The following is a 19,104-nucleotide window of genomic DNA, read 5'->3' as shown; positions in this document are numbered from 1 at the left end:
TTAGAGAGACTGAAACTATGGTTGTGGGCCGTCCATTCTTCGTGTCATATCTTCGCCGACCAATTTCTTTGCTGAACTGTCTTCGCAGAGGTCAAAAAAAACGACAAAGTCGTGAGAAACTTCGCAGTTATGTCAGTACTTACTCCACAGCGGAACAGTTAGAAGACCGTACGCTGCTGGCTGGTGCCTCGCTCGTCAACATCGAGCCGAACATCGATCTGTCGCTGACTGATGGAGAGGTTTATAACCAGGCCCCCTCAGAGCTCACTTTCAAATTCACACCCGGCCAACAGATTAACCCTGATACTCTGGGCGCCATTCAGATTGTCCGCAGCGGCCTGGACGGAACTTTCACAGACGGCAACGAAGTTCCCATTACTCCCGGCTACATCGGCATTGGCGAAAATCCGAATGAAGTGATTCTCCGCTTTGTAGAATCATTGCCCGATGATCATTACCAGATCACGATTCTGGGCACCGGCGCAAATCCGTTGCTGAATCAGAATGATGAAGCATTTCAGGACGGCGTGGATCAGGTCATCGATTTCGAACTGGACCTGGGTGCGAAAGTGGTTGCTGTTGTCCCCCAGCCTGTTTCTGGAGGCGGAACAGGCAGCCTGACTCAGGCCAAGGATCAGATCGACGTCTACTTTAATGCAGATACCCTGGATCAGGCGTCTGCAGAAAACGTCCAGTTCTATCAGTTGATAGATACATCGTCGAATACACTCATCAATCCTGACAGTGTGACTTATGATTCTGTTACGAATAAAGCCACGCTGACCTTCGCCGCCGATATCGCAGACGGTACCTACCATTTACGAATTGGCGAATCCAATACGCCCGATTTCACTGCCGCCAGCGTGGTAGCTGTTGGCGATGTGAATTCCAGCTTCGATGAAGCTGATGCAAATGCAGACCTCGGCGTTCTGGGAACGCAGACCATCCAGGTGAATGGAGTGATCGAACCGCAGTCTGTGTTGCAGCCGCAGTTACCCGGCGGGAATGATGAGCCTGGTCATCGCGAAATTACGATTGAACAACACATTGAATCAAACGCAACAGGCACAACCCCCTCGACTCCTAATGATATCCCCACCATTCAATTTTATTTCCCAGACTTCTATGGAAGTGATTTGTTTGGTAATCCACTGTATAACGAGATTACGGAAAATCAAAAGCAGCGTACTCGCGAGATTTACGAACTCTACAGCTTCCTGACTGGGATAGAAGTTCAGGAAACCGCGAATAGTGGCACCGCCATTGTAACTGGTGACATCCGTGTTCTCGATCCAGGCACTCCACCATTAGCGGTTGGGGGGATCGCCGGGGGTGGCATGGCCATTATGAATGGTGCGCTCGACTGGGGTGACAGTCCCTATGGGGGGAGCTGGTTCGGTACCGCGTTTCATGAAATTGGACATACACTGGGCCTGGGTCACTCCTACGACCTCCCCTCAGTAATGGGGTCCTCAGGTGGTGATGTCGGTGGAACCATAACAGGAGAGCCGATCTTCCCCTCAAATTTTGACATCACTCATATCAACCGCCTTCATCCCCCGCTTGCGAATGATATTGATCTTCACAAGTTTGAATTGGCTACCGCAGGACGATTCACGGCAGAAATCACTGCCGATCGTTTGCCAACAAAAAGTTTTCTGGACAGCGTGCTGACTCTATACCGGGAGACTTCACCCGGAGTCCGTGAAATCATCGCCCGGAATGACGATTTCTTCGGCGAAGATGCGTTTCTGGATCTGGAACTGGAAGCCGGTAATTACTATCTGGCGGTCACCAGCGTCGGGAACATTGATTTCGATCCGAATGTAGCTGATTCCGGCTACGGCGGGCGGACCGATGGCCTGTACTCGCTGGACATCAACTTCACCCCAGATCCCATGGCGAATACCTTCATGGTGGATTCCACAGGCGTAGCCCTGGATGGAGACGCCGATGGGACACCGGGTGGTGTATTTGACTTCTGGTTCCAGTCAGGTGAGACCATCTTCGTCGATAAAGCGACTCAGTCAGCAGGTCCCGCGGATGGTAGCCTGTCGAACCCCTACGCCAATATCGACGATGCCCTGCTTGCTGCGGGGAACAGCGCAACAGCAAAGATTGTCCGCATTGTCGGCAATGGTGGAGTTGACGGTGATATCAGTACGATCGCTGACAACGAAGCATACCTCGTTGGTTTGACCGACAGTTTCCAGCCGCTCGAAGATGGAGCGACATTTAACATTCCCAAAGATGTTACGGTCATGGTCGATGAAGGTGCAGTGATAAAACTGCAAAGGGCTAATATCGATGTGGGATCGAATAACCTGCAGGATGATCGCAGCCAGGGTGCGCTCCAGATTCTGGGGACGACTGAAAATCAGGTCTACCTGACAGCCTTTGGCAACGATGCGATCGGCGGCGATGACGATGGTCTGAGCGATGGTGCCAACCCCGGTGACTGGGGGGGCATTGTATTCCGCGATGACTCCGGCCTCGAAGATCAGGGTATCTTCCTGAACTCGGTCAACAATGCCAACATCAGCTATGGTGGGGGCAGTGTGTTTGTAAACTCGGTTCAGCAGGTCTTTTCTGCTATCCATGCTGAGTCCGCCCGTCCCACGATCTGGCAGAACTCAATCACTTTCAGTGCCGACTCTGCTATCTCCGCCGATCCACGCAGTTTCGAAGACAGTCAATTTACCAACGGCTCGTTCGTCATGGACCGGCATGGTCTGGAGATCTTCGACAACCATATCGCAAACAACTCGGTGAACGGACTGTTTGTTCGCATCAACACCCCTTTTGGCAGCACGATCAACAAACTGGATGTGCCTGCCATTTTCAATGACAAAATCACTCACGTCATCACTGAAAATCTGCAGATTTATGGAGCCCCCGGGGGACAGATGGATGAGAGTGGCAATCCGACAATCAATGGACGTCTGAAAATCGATCCGGGTACTGTGGTCAAACTGTCGGGTGCACGTATTGAAGCAGAGCGTGGCAGTGCTCAGTTAATTGCAGAAGGTACTGAAGCCAACCCGATCATCTTTACCTCACTCAGCGACGACCGCTACGGCGCAGGCACGACGTTTGATACATCGAATGACGGTTTTGATACATCAGACCCGGCGAACCTGCCTTATGGCCCCGGCAACTGGGGGGGTATCATCTTTAATGCAGCTTCTTCCGGTAGCATCGATCACGCATTGATCACTAATGCCGGCGGTCTGATTCCGATTGAAGGGGGCTTTGCCAACTTTAACGCCATCGAAGTTCATCAGGCTGAGTTCCGTATCTCCAACAGCATTCTGGAAAACAACGCCAGCGGACAGACAGGATCCAATCGCAATGGTCGGGGATCAAACGATGATGCTACGATTTTTGTGCGTGGCGCTCAACCAATCATTGTCGACAACATTTTCCGCGATAATGAAGGAACTGTCGTCAGCATTGATGCGAACTCACTTAATTACAAATTCAAAGGTGATTATGGACGTTCGACAGGCTTTAGTGAAGCGTACACACAATACACAGACAACCACGGTGCCCTGGTTCGTCTGAACCGGATGGAAAACAACGGTCTGAACGGTATGGAAGTTCGGGCGGCTCTACTCGATACGGAAACCGTCTGGGATGACACTGATATCGTGCATATCCTGCGAGGCGAGATTCAGGTTCTCCAGCACCATACCTTCAGCGGCATTCGTCTGCAGAGTAACCTTGATGAAGGCCTGGTAGTCAAACTGGACGGCGCTGATGCCGGCTTCACCGCCGACGGTGTACCACTTGACATCGAAGATCGAATCGGTGGTACTGTCCAGATCATTGGACAGCCTGGATTCCCTGTAATTCTGACATCGCTGGCAGATGATACAGCCGGAGCCAGTTTCACTCCCGCCGGTCTCCCCCAGACTGACACCAACAATGACGGAGATGCCTCCACCCCTTCCGCGGGAGACTGGCGCAGCATCCGGCTGGACCGCTACAGCAATGATCGGAACGTCGTAGAGCGTTTTGAAACCGAAGGCAATTACACAGGCGGGGTCGATACCAACAGCAACCCCGGCTTCGCCCAGAATCTGGGTACCCTGGCTCCGGATGAAATCAGTGGAGACGAGAATCGCGCACTGGGCTTTAACGTTCATGGTAATATCAGTGCTGACGCTCCGGACGATGTTGATGTTTACAGTTTCACGGGGACTGCTGGAACCCGTATCTGGATCGACATTGATCGAACCTCTTCCGCGCTGGACACCATGGTCGAACTGGTGGACCTTTACGGAAATGTTTTGGCTCGCTCACTCAACTCGTTTGACGATTTGACCCTCAGTGGGGATGCACAGTCTCTCCTGCAGGATGAATATCTCCTAGGAGATTTTTATTCCCAGAACATCAACGACGCCGGCTTCAGCGTTGAGCTACCAGGCCCGCTTGGTGCTACCGGTACCTTCTTTATCCGGGTACGCAGTCAACCGGTCGCCGGCGATGAAGCCAACCTGGAAGGCGGCCAGACATCGGGACAATACCAGCTACAGGTTCGCTTGAGACAGGTTGATGAGAAACCTGGTTCTACCGTCCGTTATGCAGATATCCGCTACCCCACTAATGGGGTCGAGGTACTTGGTCAACCAGCCCATTCGCCTCTGCTGGGTGAATCCTCTGAAAAAACTGCGAATAACGAATCAATCGACAACGCCCAGGGCCTGGGGAACCTGCTGACCAGCGATCGCAATACGCTTTCGGTATCCGGTTCCCTGTCCAACGGGTCTGATGTCGACTGGTACACTTTCGAAATGGGTTACGACCTGGTTCAAGTCATCGGGGGTCGTAGCGACGGTGGTAAAACCTTTGCCGCCATCTTTGACATCGATTACGCCGATGGTTTGTCACGTGGCGATACAACGCTCTCCGTTTTTGACGATCAGGGACGTCTGATTCTGGTCAGCCGCGATTCGGACATTCAAGATGACCAGGCCGACGGTGATACCGAAAATCTGGCTGCGGGGAGCTTCGGGAAACTGGATCCTTACATTGGCACTGTGCAGCTGCCTTCTGCAACTCCCGGCAGCACATTCCGCTATCATGTTGCGATTTCATCCAATGCCCGCCTGCCACAGGCCCTGAATGCAACCTTTGTCTCTGGCGCCTTGAATTCTCAAATCCGCCTGGAACCGGTCAGTTCCGTCCAGCGGATTGTCGAAGACCATATCGGTTTCAGTGGATATACGTCCGGCAATTCGCTTGCCGGCTCGACTTATGTCGTCCCCCCCACCACCAGCAGTATTTTTGATATCTCGGATGAGATTTCTCTCTCGACCAACGTCACGGCATTCACACTGGAAGACGTGAATCTCTATGTTTCGCAGAGTAACCGTCTGCGCATCGTAGATGCTTACGATGGTTATATTATCGATGAGATTGATGGTATCGATCTCTCTACTATTCCAACCAGTATATTGAATAGCCTGCTGCCGCCAGGTGTCACAGCCAGTGATCTTCGATCGATTAACATAGGAGCACTTTCCACTGGCAGTAACGATGATACCTCAGACATTACAATCCGCTCCGACGGGCAGCTCTACAGTTATGAAAGTCTCACCGGAAATCGAAACGGGACCGCAGGCCGATTCCGGGAACTCGATCCGGGTAATGCTTCAACCATCTCTTCCACGAATGATGGCATCCCCGATCTCCCCACGACGGGAACCCCGGACCCGGTAGACATCACCACCAGCAGCGTCGGTGCCCTGGCCTTCCAGCGAACTGATGTCGCCACCTATAACCTGTTTTATGCCGTTCATGATCCGGGTGGATTTACCACATTGTATCAGGCCAATCCCAGCACGGGTGCTTCCGGTCAGGATCTCTTGAACAGCCAGGGTAACGATGCGGGCAACACCTTCACGGTACTCGGCGATATTACCGGTGTCGGACAGATTACCGGCATGTCGTTCCGTGGGGTTAATGCACCAACAAATCTCCAAAGTCAGTTATTCGCAGTCACAGATACGAACCAGTTTGTGACTATCAATCAAAGCGGGGGAACGCGACGAACTGTAAATAGCTTCACTTCCATCGATCTGTCAGGCCAGATCGATGGTACATTACAAGGTCTGACCGCCGCTCCTCAGAACCTGAACAATGGTGCGTTCCGGAATTTCCTGTTTGCGATTACAGACTCAGGAAACCTCTACTGTATCGATCCGTCCGATGGCAGCATTCTCTCCACAGTCAATGATCCAGTGCTAGGTACTGTTGACATCTTCAAGGGTGGAGCGGACCATATGTTTGTTGGCGAGACTGGTATCACGGGGCTCGCGTTTTCACCACTGGACTTCAATCTCTGGCATCCCACATTCCGACGGAACAACGATTCCGGACACGGAATCAATAACACGTTTGATCAGACTCGAACCGACGTCGGCGGCAATGACCGCGACACTTTCCCCAATGGTCTGCAACAGAGCGAATCGCAGGGGGGGGCCAGCTTCTACTTTGGATTCGAAGAATGGCTGCAGAACAATTCATCCACGAACGACTACATCGATTATAAAGACAACGCTCAATATGGCGTGTGGCATTCCAATTTCCAACGCGATCTTTCCAGCAACCCTGATATCGGCGATAACTATAACATTGCCGGTGGAGCACGTGGCAGCCTGGAGTCGGGTTCATTCAGTCTGGACGGTTATAAAGCAACAGATCTGCCGACACTCTACTTCAATTATTTTCTGGAGACTCAGAACGCGAATTCCATTACCGGTGGAATGAGAGATTCCGTGCGGGTCTTTATCTTTGACAGCACCCTGGGTGCTGGTGGTGACTGGGTCCAATTGGCAACCAACAACTCGACGTTAGCTCCCGCAACAAATCCAGATGCGGGAGAGTTGTCTTCCTACCTCACAGCCTCTCAAAGAGAGGGGGTCGGCAACGGCAATCAACAGGTTCAGGAGCTGTTTGACAATACCGGCGTCTGGCGACAAGCCCGCATCGATCTCTCTGAATTTGTTGGGCGGTCTGATTTGAGATTACGATTTGATTTCGCGACTTCTGGAACGTTTAGTTCCTCTCTCTCTTCAGATAATACACCAAACGATGGCGATGATTCCATTGATCAAATGCAAGGTGACCATACAGGTAACATCCTCAGCAATCAGCAGGCACAGAACAATGACTTTGAAGGGTTCTATATCGATGACATCATCATCGGTTTCGCAGAGCGAGGGGAAATGGTCACGGGAGCCCAGGCTGATCAAACGGCCTTCTTCAACCTGCCCCAGAATCCAACATTCGGTGCGCCTACTCAGCTTCTCTCGGGTGGGTATCAGTTGGAAATCCGACGTGGAACGGAATACGCAGCACCGCCCAACGGTCAATTACCCGATCTGACAATCTCTACCCAATTCGACACCAATGACCGGCTCATTCGGGAAGTGGAAGCTACGGTGCCTTCGGACTTTCTGAATGGTCAGCAGGGCGATCGGAATCTGGCTCGTCAGCAGGGTCATATTTCGATTGAATCCAACTCGATATCCAGTGCTTCCGAATATGGTATCAACATTGATGCCGGCCAGCGTGAATCTGTTGCAGCTGGGCCCAACGGCGGTGTGAGTGCCCGTTCTCAGGCCGGGGGCGTGATTAACGTTCCGGAACTGAATGACTTCTTCAATGGGGGCCTCGGCTTCGCTCCGGGTGTGACTATTCAGAACAACGTGGTCACTGAGTTCACTAACGGACTCGGTGGTATCCGTGTGAGTGGCGATGCGAACAGCAGCACTCAAAACAACCCGGCAGCAGTTTCCTACACGAAGGTTGTTAATAACACTCTGTCCGGGGCCAACGTCACCGTCACACAGTCTTCGGCTCAAATAGACGTAGTCTTCATAATTGACATTTCGACCAGTATGGAAACGGCGATTTCGAATGTACAGGCGCAGCTGCTCAACTTTAACTCACAGATGCAGGCAGCAGGCATTGATGCACAGTACGGGCTCGTTCTGATGCCCAGTCCTGTCGGTTTCAGTACCGACCCAACGCAGGTGCAAGATATTGTGGACTTCGCCACGTTTACTGCCCCCGGTAGTCCGTTCCAGACAATTACCACCACCGGAGCAACGGAGCGAGGAAGCGATGCCATTCTGGAAGTCCTGAATCTCTTTGATCCCGATGCTGGCCCTACAACGTTCAACTACCGACCAGGTTCCCGCATCGTGCCGATTCTTCTCACTAACGAAGATGACGACAGCACCACGCAAGCCGCCATTGATGCCCAGGCTGCTCTGCTATCAACGAACTCATTGTTCTATGCGATTGCAGATCCGTTATTTTTTAATACAACCAGTACGTATGGTACTTTCGCCACTTCGACCGGTGGTCAGCTCTTTGATATCAACAACTTCCTGCTCGACCCCACGAATTTCTTCAACACGATGACAGCCGACCTGATTGGTCAGATTGCAGTAGGGGCCGCCGGACAAGGGATCCTCGTCGAAAATTATGCGACGACAACCATCCTGAACAATATTGTTGCAAATACTTCTACAGCGATCGATCTGCAGTCATCCGGAGGCATTCCGAACGTTGTCGGTGCTAACGTTTTCAAAGGTAATTCTACGATTGGCACCGCTGGAACGAATTCGATCCAGCTGGGAGCCAATGATCCTCTGTTTGTGAATCCATCCAAAGGAAATTACTACCTCGCAGACAACAGCCAGGCCATCGACAGTTCTTTAAACAGCCTGGCCGATCGACCTGATTTCGTAAACGTCAAAGACTCTATCGGGATGCCCAACTCGGATATCTTTGCTCCGACATATGATGCGTTCGGGCAGTTACGTGTTGACGACCCAACCCAAACTCCGCCTCCTGGTTTAGGTTCCAACATTTTCAAGGACCGCGGGGCGATTGAACGAGCTGACTTTGTCGGCCCGACTGCGATTATCTCGTTACCAGAAGATAATGATGTCGACGGCATAGATCAGAACAGCGATCCCAATGCAGTTTACATCACCAACCCCGAGCTGTTCACAACGATGATTGTGAAACTGAAAGATTCAGGCATCGGCATTGATGATAGCCTGGTGAATTCGCTGCAGTTCACTCTGACGGCACGGACAAGCACTTCTACCCGCACGCTGGAAGAAGGTCTGGATTACATCTTCAGCTACAACCGCAACACTGACGAAGTCATCTTCACATCCATCGCCGGTGTCTTTGGAATGGACACGCTCTATACGATTGATGTTGATAATTCGACTACGAACGCGGTCAAAGACCTCGCAGGAAATGTGTTGCAGCCGAACCAGACGGATGGTTCGACATCCTTCACGATTCTGGTCAGCGATGGTGTGAATGCACCGCCGATCAACCACTTCGATGCTACGCCGATTCCGGACTCACCGAATGTCACTGTGACGACAGATCCCGGCTTAGCGGTCGTGTTCTCGGCTGCCAACGGAAATGCCCTGACGGTTACCGACCAGGACTCCTTCCTTGGCACCCAGGGGATCCCGACTTCTCCTGCCACAGACGGCATGGTCACTGTCACTCTGTCGACGCTGATGACCGAAGGGAAACTGGCTGCAGGCCCCAACACCAGCAACGTCACCATCAATCTTACCGATGATGGCACCAGCTATTTCCTCGAAATCACCGGTCTGATCGAAGATGTCAACACGGCTCTGGATGGCGTTTCCTGGACTCCTCTGTCGACGCCGACAGACGGTTCCACCTTCGCGGGAGCGACCGCCTCGCTGACGATGACCACTGATGACAACGGCAACTTCTTTGGTGACCCGTCTCAGACAGACACCGATGTGATCGACATCGTGGTAACAGCATTGCCTGAAGTCTTCTTCAACACCCCTACCTACAGCCTGAATGAAGATGGTACGACTACCGTTACCGTTGAGCTGGAGCGGGATAAGATCGGGCTGGTAACCACCGTCGACCTTCTGTTCGGGGCCGGAGATACCGAAGCAATTGACTTCACCACGCCACCACCGGCACAGGTGATCTTCGCCGCCAATGAGCTGACTGCGGAAGTCGTGTTTACCATTTTTAATGATGATATCGTTGAGCTGGATGAACAATTCACCCTGACGATTGACACTGTCGACAATGGTACCAAGACCGACGGCCTCATCGATGACGGGCTGGGTGGAACACTGACGGTTTACGATCAGACGACGATCACGATCGTAGATAATGACACTGCTACAATCACCTTCGTCGAGACCGATCTGACCGTCGCGGAAGATGTTGCCACCGGCTATGTCGAATATACGGTGCATATCTCCAACGCGGTTGAAAATGATGTCCAGTTCTTTGTCACTTCAGCTGATGGTACATCTCTCGTTGAAGACAATGCCAGTGACGAAAACACTGACGACGATTACACCAGTGTCAATGAACTGGTCACTTTCACCAACTCCATCACGCCGGCTGCTGACCAGACTTTCCAGGTCTTCATCACCGACGATAACAAACTGGAACTGGATGAAATCTTCAGTCTCTACATGAATGCTCTCACTGCAGGCGGACTGGAATCCAAGATCACTCTAGGCTCACCAGCTCAGGTTACTATTACAGATGATTCCGATTTGGCCGTCATCAGCTTTGTGGATGATGATATTCAGGTTAACGAGGAAATTGGCTCTATTACATTTACTGTGCAGATCGATAATTCAATCGCAAAAGACATCAGCTTTGACGTTTCCACCGTCGACGGCACCTCAATGACTATGCGGAACGCATCCAATGAAACTCTTGATGACGATTACACTTCGAAAACCCAATCTTTCACTTTCCTGGGTACTCCGGACACAGACGTAGTCTCAAACACTCAGGATTTTGTTGTCACGATCATCAATGACAACAAGTTAGAGCTCGACGAAGTCTTCAATGTCTTCATGAGTAACCTCAACGCGAATGGACTAAATGACAGAACAGAACGAGTTACATTTGCTTCGCCTTCTTCCACACCGGCTAAGGCGACGATTCTTGACGATTCCGATCTTGCTGAAATCAGTTTTGTTGATGATGACCTGTTCGTAAATGAAGAAGATGGGTCAGTAACCTTCATCGTTCAGATTGATAGCGCAATCGCTGAAGATATCAGTTTTGATGTTTCCACAGAAAATGGTACTTCGATCACCATGCGAAATGCCTCCGATGAAAATACCGATGATGACTTCACCTCAAAAACGCAGAACTTCACGTTCCTGGGAACACAAGACACCGACGTTATTCCCGGAACACAGAACTTCGTGGTGACCATCACAAACGACGACAAGCTCGAACTCGATGAAGTCTTTAATGTTTTCATGAGCAACCTCAATGCGAACGGGCTGAATGATCGCACCACCCGTATCACATTCGCTTCTTCCGTCGGCACTCCAGCCCACGCGACGATCCTTGATGATTCAGACACCGCAACGATCTCCTTTGTCGATAATGACCTGTTTGTCAATGAAGAAGACGGTTCGGTAACCTTCTCGGTACAGATTTCCAACGCGATCGCGGAAAATGTCAGTCTTGATCTCACCACACAAGATGGGACATCGTTGACACTGAGAAATGCCACCGATGAAAGCTCCGACAACGATTACACGTCAAAAACAGAGACCATCACCTTCTTAGGAACCTCGAATACAGATACAGTCCCTGGAACACAGAACTTCGTTGTCAACATTACCAATGATAACAAGCTGGAACTGGATGAGATCTTTGATGTCTTCATGAGCAATCTCAATGCGAATGGGCTGAATGATCGCGGCACTCGAATTTCGATGGACACGATCAATCCGGCCCAGGCAACAATTCTGGACGATTCGGATGTGACTGAGATCAGCTTTGTCAACGATGACGTTCAGGTAAACGAGGAAGACGGTTCGGTCACTTTCACCGTCCAGATCGATAATGCAATTGCCGAGGATATCAGCTTTGACGTCTCCACCATCGACGGCACCTCGATTTCCATGCGAAACGCCACAGATGAAAACACCGACGACGATTACACCTCGAAATCTCAATCCTTCACATTTCTGGGCACACAGAACAGTGACCCGGATGTTGTTCCGGGCACCCAGGACTTTATCGTCACCATCATCAATGACGACAAACTGGAACTGGATGAAGTCTTCAATGTCTTCATGAGCAACTTGACTGCAAATGGGCTCAACGATCGCACGACGCGAGTCACATTCGCTTCCCCGTCTAACAATCCTGCACAAGCCACCATCGTAGACAATTCGGATGTAGCAAGTATTACGTTCCTCGACAATGACGTAACCGTCAACGAAGAAGGAGCCATTGTACTGTTAACCGCCCAGATCTCTAATGCGATCGCCGAGGACGTCAGTTTCGATTTTTATACTCAGGATGGCACATCCATCACCATGCGAAATGCCACAGATGAAAACATCGATGACGACTATAGTTCCAAGCGTGAGACGCACACGTTTCTGGGAACACCTAATACCGATGTGGTACCTGGAATCAAGACGTTTGTTGTCAGCATCACCAATGATGACAAGCTGGAACTGGATGAAGTCTTTAATGTGCTACTAGACAGTCTGTCTGCCAACGGACTGGAAAGCAGAATCACACTGGATAGCCCGGCACAAGTCACAATCAAAGACGATTCCGACACTGCAACCATCTCCTTTGTCAACGACGATGTTGCAGCGAATGAAGAAGATGGAACGATTACTTTTGACATCTATATTTCCAATGCGATTGCTGAGGATATCATCTTTGATCTGACGACCAAGGACGGCACCCCTCCGTTACCCGCCGGTTCGGGAATTGCCACCGATGAGTCGCTGGATGATGACTACAAATTCAAAACCCAGAGCTTCACATTCGTGGGTACTCCTGACACCGACAACATTCCCGGCACACAAAGCTTCACCGTCACCATAACCAATGACGAGAAAGTGGAACTGGATGAACTCTTCAATGTGTTCATCGACAACCTGAATGCCAACGGGCTCGACTCCCGAATTACTCTGGGGGCAGACGCCACCGGTATTATCCGCAACAATGACTCGGCAATCATCACGGTTGACCCTGTCATCTCCGGTGGAGTTAATGAAGGCAGTGGTACAGGCACTACCAATATCACTTTCAATGTGAATATTTCCAAAGCGATCGACACGAATGTCAGCTTCTTCCTCTCCACCCAGGACAACACGGCCACGGTGGCAGACAACGACTACCTTCCCGTGCTGAACCAGTTATATACCTTCCTGGGTTCACCCAACTCCGACGTTGTCCCGGGACAGCAGACATTTACGGTGCAGATTGCCCAGGACAAAAAGGTCGAGCTGGACGAAATCTTCAATGTCATCGGAACCAATCTGAATGCGTCAGGACGCAACGTCACACTGGGACTGCCTGCAGCGGGTACGATCATCAATGATGACTCGGCGACCGTCACAATCAACAACGTCTCCAAGCTGGAATCCGAAGGGAACTTTGTCTTCACCGCGACCCTCTCGAATCCGGTCGATTCGAACGTTTCCGTTGAAGTTTACACTCAGCATGGTACGGGACTGATCACCGACAGCGACTACAACGCCGTCGATCCTCTCGCTCCAATCATCCTGAACTTCACTCCGAATGGTGCCCTGACTCAGAACTTCACGATCACCGTCAATGATGACAATATCGTGGAAGGCGATGAATTCTTCTCCACCATTCTGGCCAACCTGGACGCTGCCCTTCGTAATGTTTCGATCATCAACGGAACCGACCAGGGACACATCCGGGATAACGACTCCGCAAAACTGTCGATCACTCCGGTCATCGATACTGAAAACAACAGCCCGTTCCAGTTCCTGGTTGAGTTGTCTAACCCGGTTGACGTCGCGATTACCGTGGATGCTTCAACCATTGATGGAACAGCCACATCTCCGAATGACTATCAGGGAATCTCTGGCCAGACTCTGACCTTCGGCCCCGGCGTGACGCAGGTTCCGCTGAACATCACTGTGTTCAACGATATCTTCACCGAAAGCCCGGAAACGTTCGAGGTCATCCTGGACAATCTGGTTCCAAATGGACGTGCCGTCTTCCTGACCAGTGTCGAGTCGCTCAGCAGTGTTGCCACTTCTGACGCTGCGGTCGCCGTGGATGTTGTCGGTAACTACGCTTATGTGGCAGACCGCGATGGCGGCCTGCAGATCTATAATATTGCCAACCCGGCTGCTCCTTACCATGTTGGTGAGTATGACTTCAACAACCAGGGCATCGCCCAGGCGATCGATGTGGTCGGCAACCTGGCATACCTGGCGGTTGGTGAAGCAGGACTGCAGATCATCAACATCGCGAACCCGGCTGCTCCGGTTTTCGTCGGCAGTATCGCGACTCCCGCTCGAGCCCGCGGCGTCCAGGTGATCGGTAACCTGGCCTATGTCGCAGACGATAGTGGAAACGGTGGCGGTCTGCAGATCGTCGATGTCAGCAACCCGGCCGCTCCATCCATCCTGGGCAGTTTTGGAGTCTCTACTCCCGGCGGTCTGGCAGGGGGCGTCGAAGTCATTGGCAACATCGCCTACCTCACCGATGGAAATAACGGGCTGCAGATTGTCAACGTCACAGACTCATCCAACCCCACCCTGATCAAAAATGTTCTGACTCCAGGTGGAGCCGCGATCGGCCTGGATGTTGTCGGAAACTACGCTTTTGTAGCGAACCGTGAAGGCGGTCTGCAGGTGATTGACATCTCGACCCCCGCCACCGCCTCAATTGTGGGCACACTGAATACTCCGGGCGTCGCCACGGGTGTCCAGGTAGACGGCAACTTCGCCTATGTGGCCGATGGAGCCTCCGGCCTGCAGGTAGTTGACATCACGAATCCGACCAGCCCGATTCTGATCAACACATTTGATACGCCCAGCAGTGCCCGCAGCCTGTTCGTGAACGGCACTCTGGCATTCGTTGCTGACACCTTCAGCGGTCTGCAGATCCTGGAATTCTTCCCCTCGACGACAGCGACGGGAACGATCCTCGATCCCTCAGGCCCGCCATTGACGGGAACCGCATCCCCCAATACCACCATCAGTACTTCGATCGTGAAATCACAGACGACTACTGATGCGAATGGCGAGACCGGTTCCGTACCGGAAAGCGAAGCCTGGGTAGATGAATGGGACAGCTTCTGGGTTGAAGTCTGGGGTACCACCACAGACGGCTCCGGTATCACCGGCGGTTCGTTTGACCTGGAATACAACACCGACTTCTTTACTGCGACCGCCATCGACTTCGGTTCCGCATTCGGCAGCAGCAGTTCGTCCAGCATCGATGACCAGACCGGCATCGTATCGGGTATCAGCGGTCAGAACGGCGTGGGTACACTGGGATCCAGCAAGCAGGTTCTGCTGGCCCGCGTGAAGTTTGAATCGCTGGCCGATGATGGTGTTGCCATCGATACCGTCGCCGGCTTCCTCGGACCTCACAACCTGGGCATCCGCGTGATCAACGCTCAACTGGATGTGGCAGGTACCGGTGCTGTGACCGCATCAGTGGCGACTGCACCAACCACCGATCTGTGGGCTGTCCCGTTTGACCTGGATGACAGTGGTCTCATCGACTTCAAGGATCTGCTCAAGTTCTCATCCTTCTATGGAACGTCCGTGGTCAACGCATCCTCCGGGCTGGCCTGGTCACTTGACTTTGACAAGAGCGGCCAGATCAACTTCAAGGACCTGACCTTCCTGGCAACGAACTACAACCGTTCCAAAGCCAGCGGTCAGTCGATCATCTTCCCGCCGAACTTCCCGCAGGAATGGTATGGTTCCTCCATCACCACAGACGGGGATGACTCACTGAATGACCTGATCAACGCTGCTGTTGACGAATGGAAGACCGCTACCGGAAACCAGAACCTGTCAGTTCAGGTCGTGGTTACCGACCTGGGTGGTCAGCAACTGGGTGAAGGCCATATCCTGGAGCTCGATGAAAACGGGATTCCCGTCAAGGGACGCGTTTACATTGACGACGATGCTGCCGGCCTCGGCTGGTACTCGTCTATCGAAGGGCTCTCCTTCGACAGCAATGGGGAAGCGATCTCCGGTTCTGCCGCCGACGGACACTACGACCTGTATACCGTCCTGTTGCATGAAATCGGTCACGCAGCCGGCTTCACGACGGGCTATTCTGCCTATGCTGACCATGTTGAAACCAGCGGTTCCGGCCAGGTTCAGTTTGTCAGCTGGGATCTGATTGCACCGCTGACCGACGACGGCCTGCACATCGATGAGAACTTCTATCCGGAGGACCTCATGGGCGAATTCCTCGACCCCTCGGTTCGGAAGTCGATCTCAACCCTCGATGTTCGCATCCTGCAGGCTGCCTATGCAGACGCCGCAGGAGCCGTAATCAGTCCACTGTCAGCTCCGTTGACTGGAGCTGGACTCGATCCGACTCCGCTGATGACCTCAGCACCTGTGGTTGATGCTCCGGCTGCGACCACTCGCACCAAGCAGTCTGTCGGGGTAACTCCCGCACCTGCCCTGGAGCCTGCCTCCGAACCAACAACCGTCGAAACAGCTTCGGACTGGGGTTACACCTCGCTGACCGTACAGGATTCAGTACTGAACCTGGATCAGTCCAGCGGACTGGATCAGCTGGTTGGTTCGCTGCTCGATAACTCTTACGAGACAGATCAGCTGCTGACCAACGACTTCGACAGTCTCGAATCAGACGAATATGACCTTGGTTTCGAATTCGAAGATAGCCAGGATCTGAACGCCGGCTTCGAACTGGAAACCGCAGGCGAAGAAGTGGATGACCTCTTCTCAGACTGGTCAGGTCCGCTGATCTAAGCAGTCGCCTGTCAACTGGAATAATGAGAGACGGAGAGGTGTGAGCGAAAGCTCCACCTCTCTTTTTTTATCCCATAAGCAAATGCCTGGCGTGTGGTTACCATAAAATGGATTGTGTACAGCTAAGCCACAGGTTAATCATCAGGACCAGTTGAATGCATCTCGCGTTTCTGCATGCCTTCCCTCTCGATCATTCGATGTGGGACGAACAACGCGCGATTGCCCCTGAACGATGCACAACTCCCTGCCTGTATCAACTGGGAGACTCCCTCGAAGACTGGGCCAGCCGAGTGTTGGATTCTATTGAGACACACTCCCTGATTGCCATCGGCTCCTCGATGGGAGGTTCCTGTGCGCTGGAAATGGCGCGTCAGGCCCCCGATCGGATCGCGGCGCTGGTGCTGGTTGGAACCAAAGCAGGCCATCGCCCGGAGCCTGCTGCACGCGATGCTTATCTCGACACACTGCACCATCAGGGCATTCGCGGGATGTGGCTGGAAATCAGCGGCTGGTTGGGCGCCGCTGCACAGCCAGCGGTTGTACAGAGGATTGAGTCGCTGGCGCTGTCACAGGAGACCGCAGACCTGCTCAACGCTGTCCGGGTCTTTCACAGCCGCACTGATCACACCGCGGTCGTTGCGCAGTGGGAGAAACCCCTGCTGGTCATGTGCGGTGAGCACGACCCGGTGATCACCGAGGAGAAGGCGATGGCCCTGTCGCACCTGGTACCGCAGGCGGAGCTGCATGTCATGCGTGGTTGTGGGCATTTCATGAATCTGGAACGTCCGCATGAATTCAATCAGGTGCTTGCTGATTTTGTACGGCGTGTGGAAGCGGGGCGTTCCGCTGGGGCATAAGAATGTAGAGTTTTTCCAGGCGTAGTCTCGCCAACTCTGTCCACCACAATCAAACTCGCTTCACCCTCCCTCGTCCTACCACTTTAGCTCCTTCTCTAACAAGAAAACTCATTCCGATTTTGATTCGGCCGGAATGAATTTCATCCCACTGTCGCTTTGGAAAACGAATGAGTACTGACACCGTGCTTCCCAGTTCGATCATTTCGTTTTCCAGGAAATCTGGAAAGAACTGCCCCCCATCATGATCACCACCATCATAGTGGAACTGGCCGCGATATCCGTTAAGTAGGCCGTTTTTGCGACCGCCTTCCTCTGTGGTTAAATAGTAGACTTCGGCTTCAATTTCATGGTATTTCATGCGAGGTCATCATTTCATTGCATTGGGTCATGAAGACCGGGAGGCAGCAAGTTCAACTAATTACGCCCCCTATCGCTTCTCGATCTTCAGCCAAGGGAACAGGTTGCATTACAGCAAAATGCCCGATTGGTTTTCTGGGTTCCTGGTTACAGTGGCCTGTTTCCCTCCGGAGTCTTGCTGATGGTGTAAGTCATCAGGCGGGAGGACACATGGGTCCTCCCCTACATTATTGGAAATCGAATTCGGACTATTGATATTTTGTTTGCACTGCTAGTTTTCTGCTTTTGTTGCGCTGAGCTCTAATCAGATTGTGAGCTCGCCGTCTGGAATCAAAAGCGCTTCGGCAACGACAGAGTAGCGCAAAGGGAAGATGTTGCCCGGGTCTTCAGAAAGAAAGCGGGCTAATTGAATCAGGTCGTCTTCCGCGAGTTCCGGAAGAAGCCTGTTAAATGTAAATGACTGCTCGCCGGACAGGACCTCGATCGCAAACACGTCATCAGCCAACGGACTCATGATAATCAACCCCTGTAATGTTTTCCCGGAGGGAGTTTTGAACTCGGAATGGATGAGTAATAAATCGGCCAGTGCAATCGCTTCTGTGGTTAACGGGACCGGGATCAGCGAGTCCTCGGGCTTGAAAGGATCGCTCTCCCACGTCCAGACCGGACTCAGCTCTAAATGTTCTTCTCTGAATTCGCTACTTTTAATCGCAGTCATATATTCGTCGTGCATTGATGAATGGTTGTCGGGATCCGGGAGTTTCCATTCCATATTCGTTCCGTCTCCCTGTTCAGCTTAACAATTTTCAGCTACGGGGACAGGTTGCTTTTCAGTAAAATGCGTGGTTGGTTTTTCGATTTCGAGTCACGGATCATGTTTCCCTTGGAAGTCTTGTTGATGTTGAAAGTCAACAGGCGGGCGGACACATGGGTCCGCCCCTACGTTAATGGAATTCGGGTTCGGAGTATTTCGTCTCCACAGGCGGTTTTCTGCTCGCTGCGCTCGGTCCGAATTTTATTTGGGGCCCTCGATTCTGTGAGCGGAATGGCGCCAGTCA

At 52.2% G+C, this 19,104-nt stretch carries 4 protein-coding genes; 2 read left to right on the top strand and 2 right to left on the bottom strand.

Annotation, left to right across the window (positions count from 1 at the left end; genetic code table 11):
• The first annotated feature begins 68 nt into the window (after positions 1-68).
• Together FYZ48_RS18690 and FYZ48_RS18685 are read left to right on the top strand one after the other, a co-directional pair.
• Positions 69-16,832 carry a Calx-beta domain-containing protein gene (locus FYZ48_RS18690; protein ID WP_149343115.1) on the top strand — a complete coding sequence of 5,588 codons (16,764 nt, stop codon included), beginning with the start codon at positions 69-71 and terminating at the stop codon, positions 16,830-16,832.
• Between the two features lie 155 nt (positions 16,833-16,987).
• On the top strand, positions 16,988-17,689 hold the full coding sequence (locus FYZ48_RS18685; RefSeq protein ID WP_149343113.1) for an alpha/beta fold hydrolase: 702 nt from the start codon (positions 16,988-16,990) through the stop codon (positions 17,687-17,689).
• A 49-nt stretch (positions 17,690-17,738) separates the two neighbouring features.
• On the opposite strand, the gene FYZ48_RS18680 is transcribed toward FYZ48_RS18685, so the two are convergent.
• Positions 17,739-18,047, bottom strand: coding sequence for an EF-Tu C-terminal domain-related protein (locus FYZ48_RS18680; RefSeq protein ID WP_149343111.1), 309 nt, complete (start codon positions 18,045-18,047; stop codon positions 17,739-17,741).
• Between the two features lie 303 nt (positions 18,048-18,350).
• Positions 18,351-18,818, bottom strand: coding sequence for a hypothetical protein (locus tag FYZ48_RS18675; protein ID WP_149343109.1), 468 nt, complete (start codon positions 18,816-18,818; stop codon positions 18,351-18,353).
• Between the last annotated feature and the right edge of the window lie 286 nt (positions 18,819-19,104).

Source organism: Gimesia chilikensis, assembly GCF_008329715.1.
GTDB classification, from domain to species: Bacteria; Planctomycetota; Planctomycetia; order Planctomycetales; family Planctomycetaceae; genus Gimesia; species Gimesia chilikensis.
This window is presented reverse-complemented; position numbering and strand designations above follow the sequence as displayed.

What these genes read in the sequence shown, in the direction of transcription:
- FYZ48_RS18685 (WP_149343113.1), top strand. Translation starts at nt 16,988, where the DNA reads ATGCATCTCGCGTTTCTGCATGCCTTCCCTCTCGATCATTCGATGTGG.
- FYZ48_RS18680 (WP_149343111.1), bottom strand. Translation starts at nt 18,047, where the DNA reads ATGAAATACCATGAAATTGAAGCCGAAGTCTACTATTTAACCACAGAG.
- FYZ48_RS18675 (WP_149343109.1), bottom strand. Translation starts at nt 18,818, where the DNA reads ATGGAATGGAAACTCCCGGATCCCGACAACCATTCATCAATGCACGAC.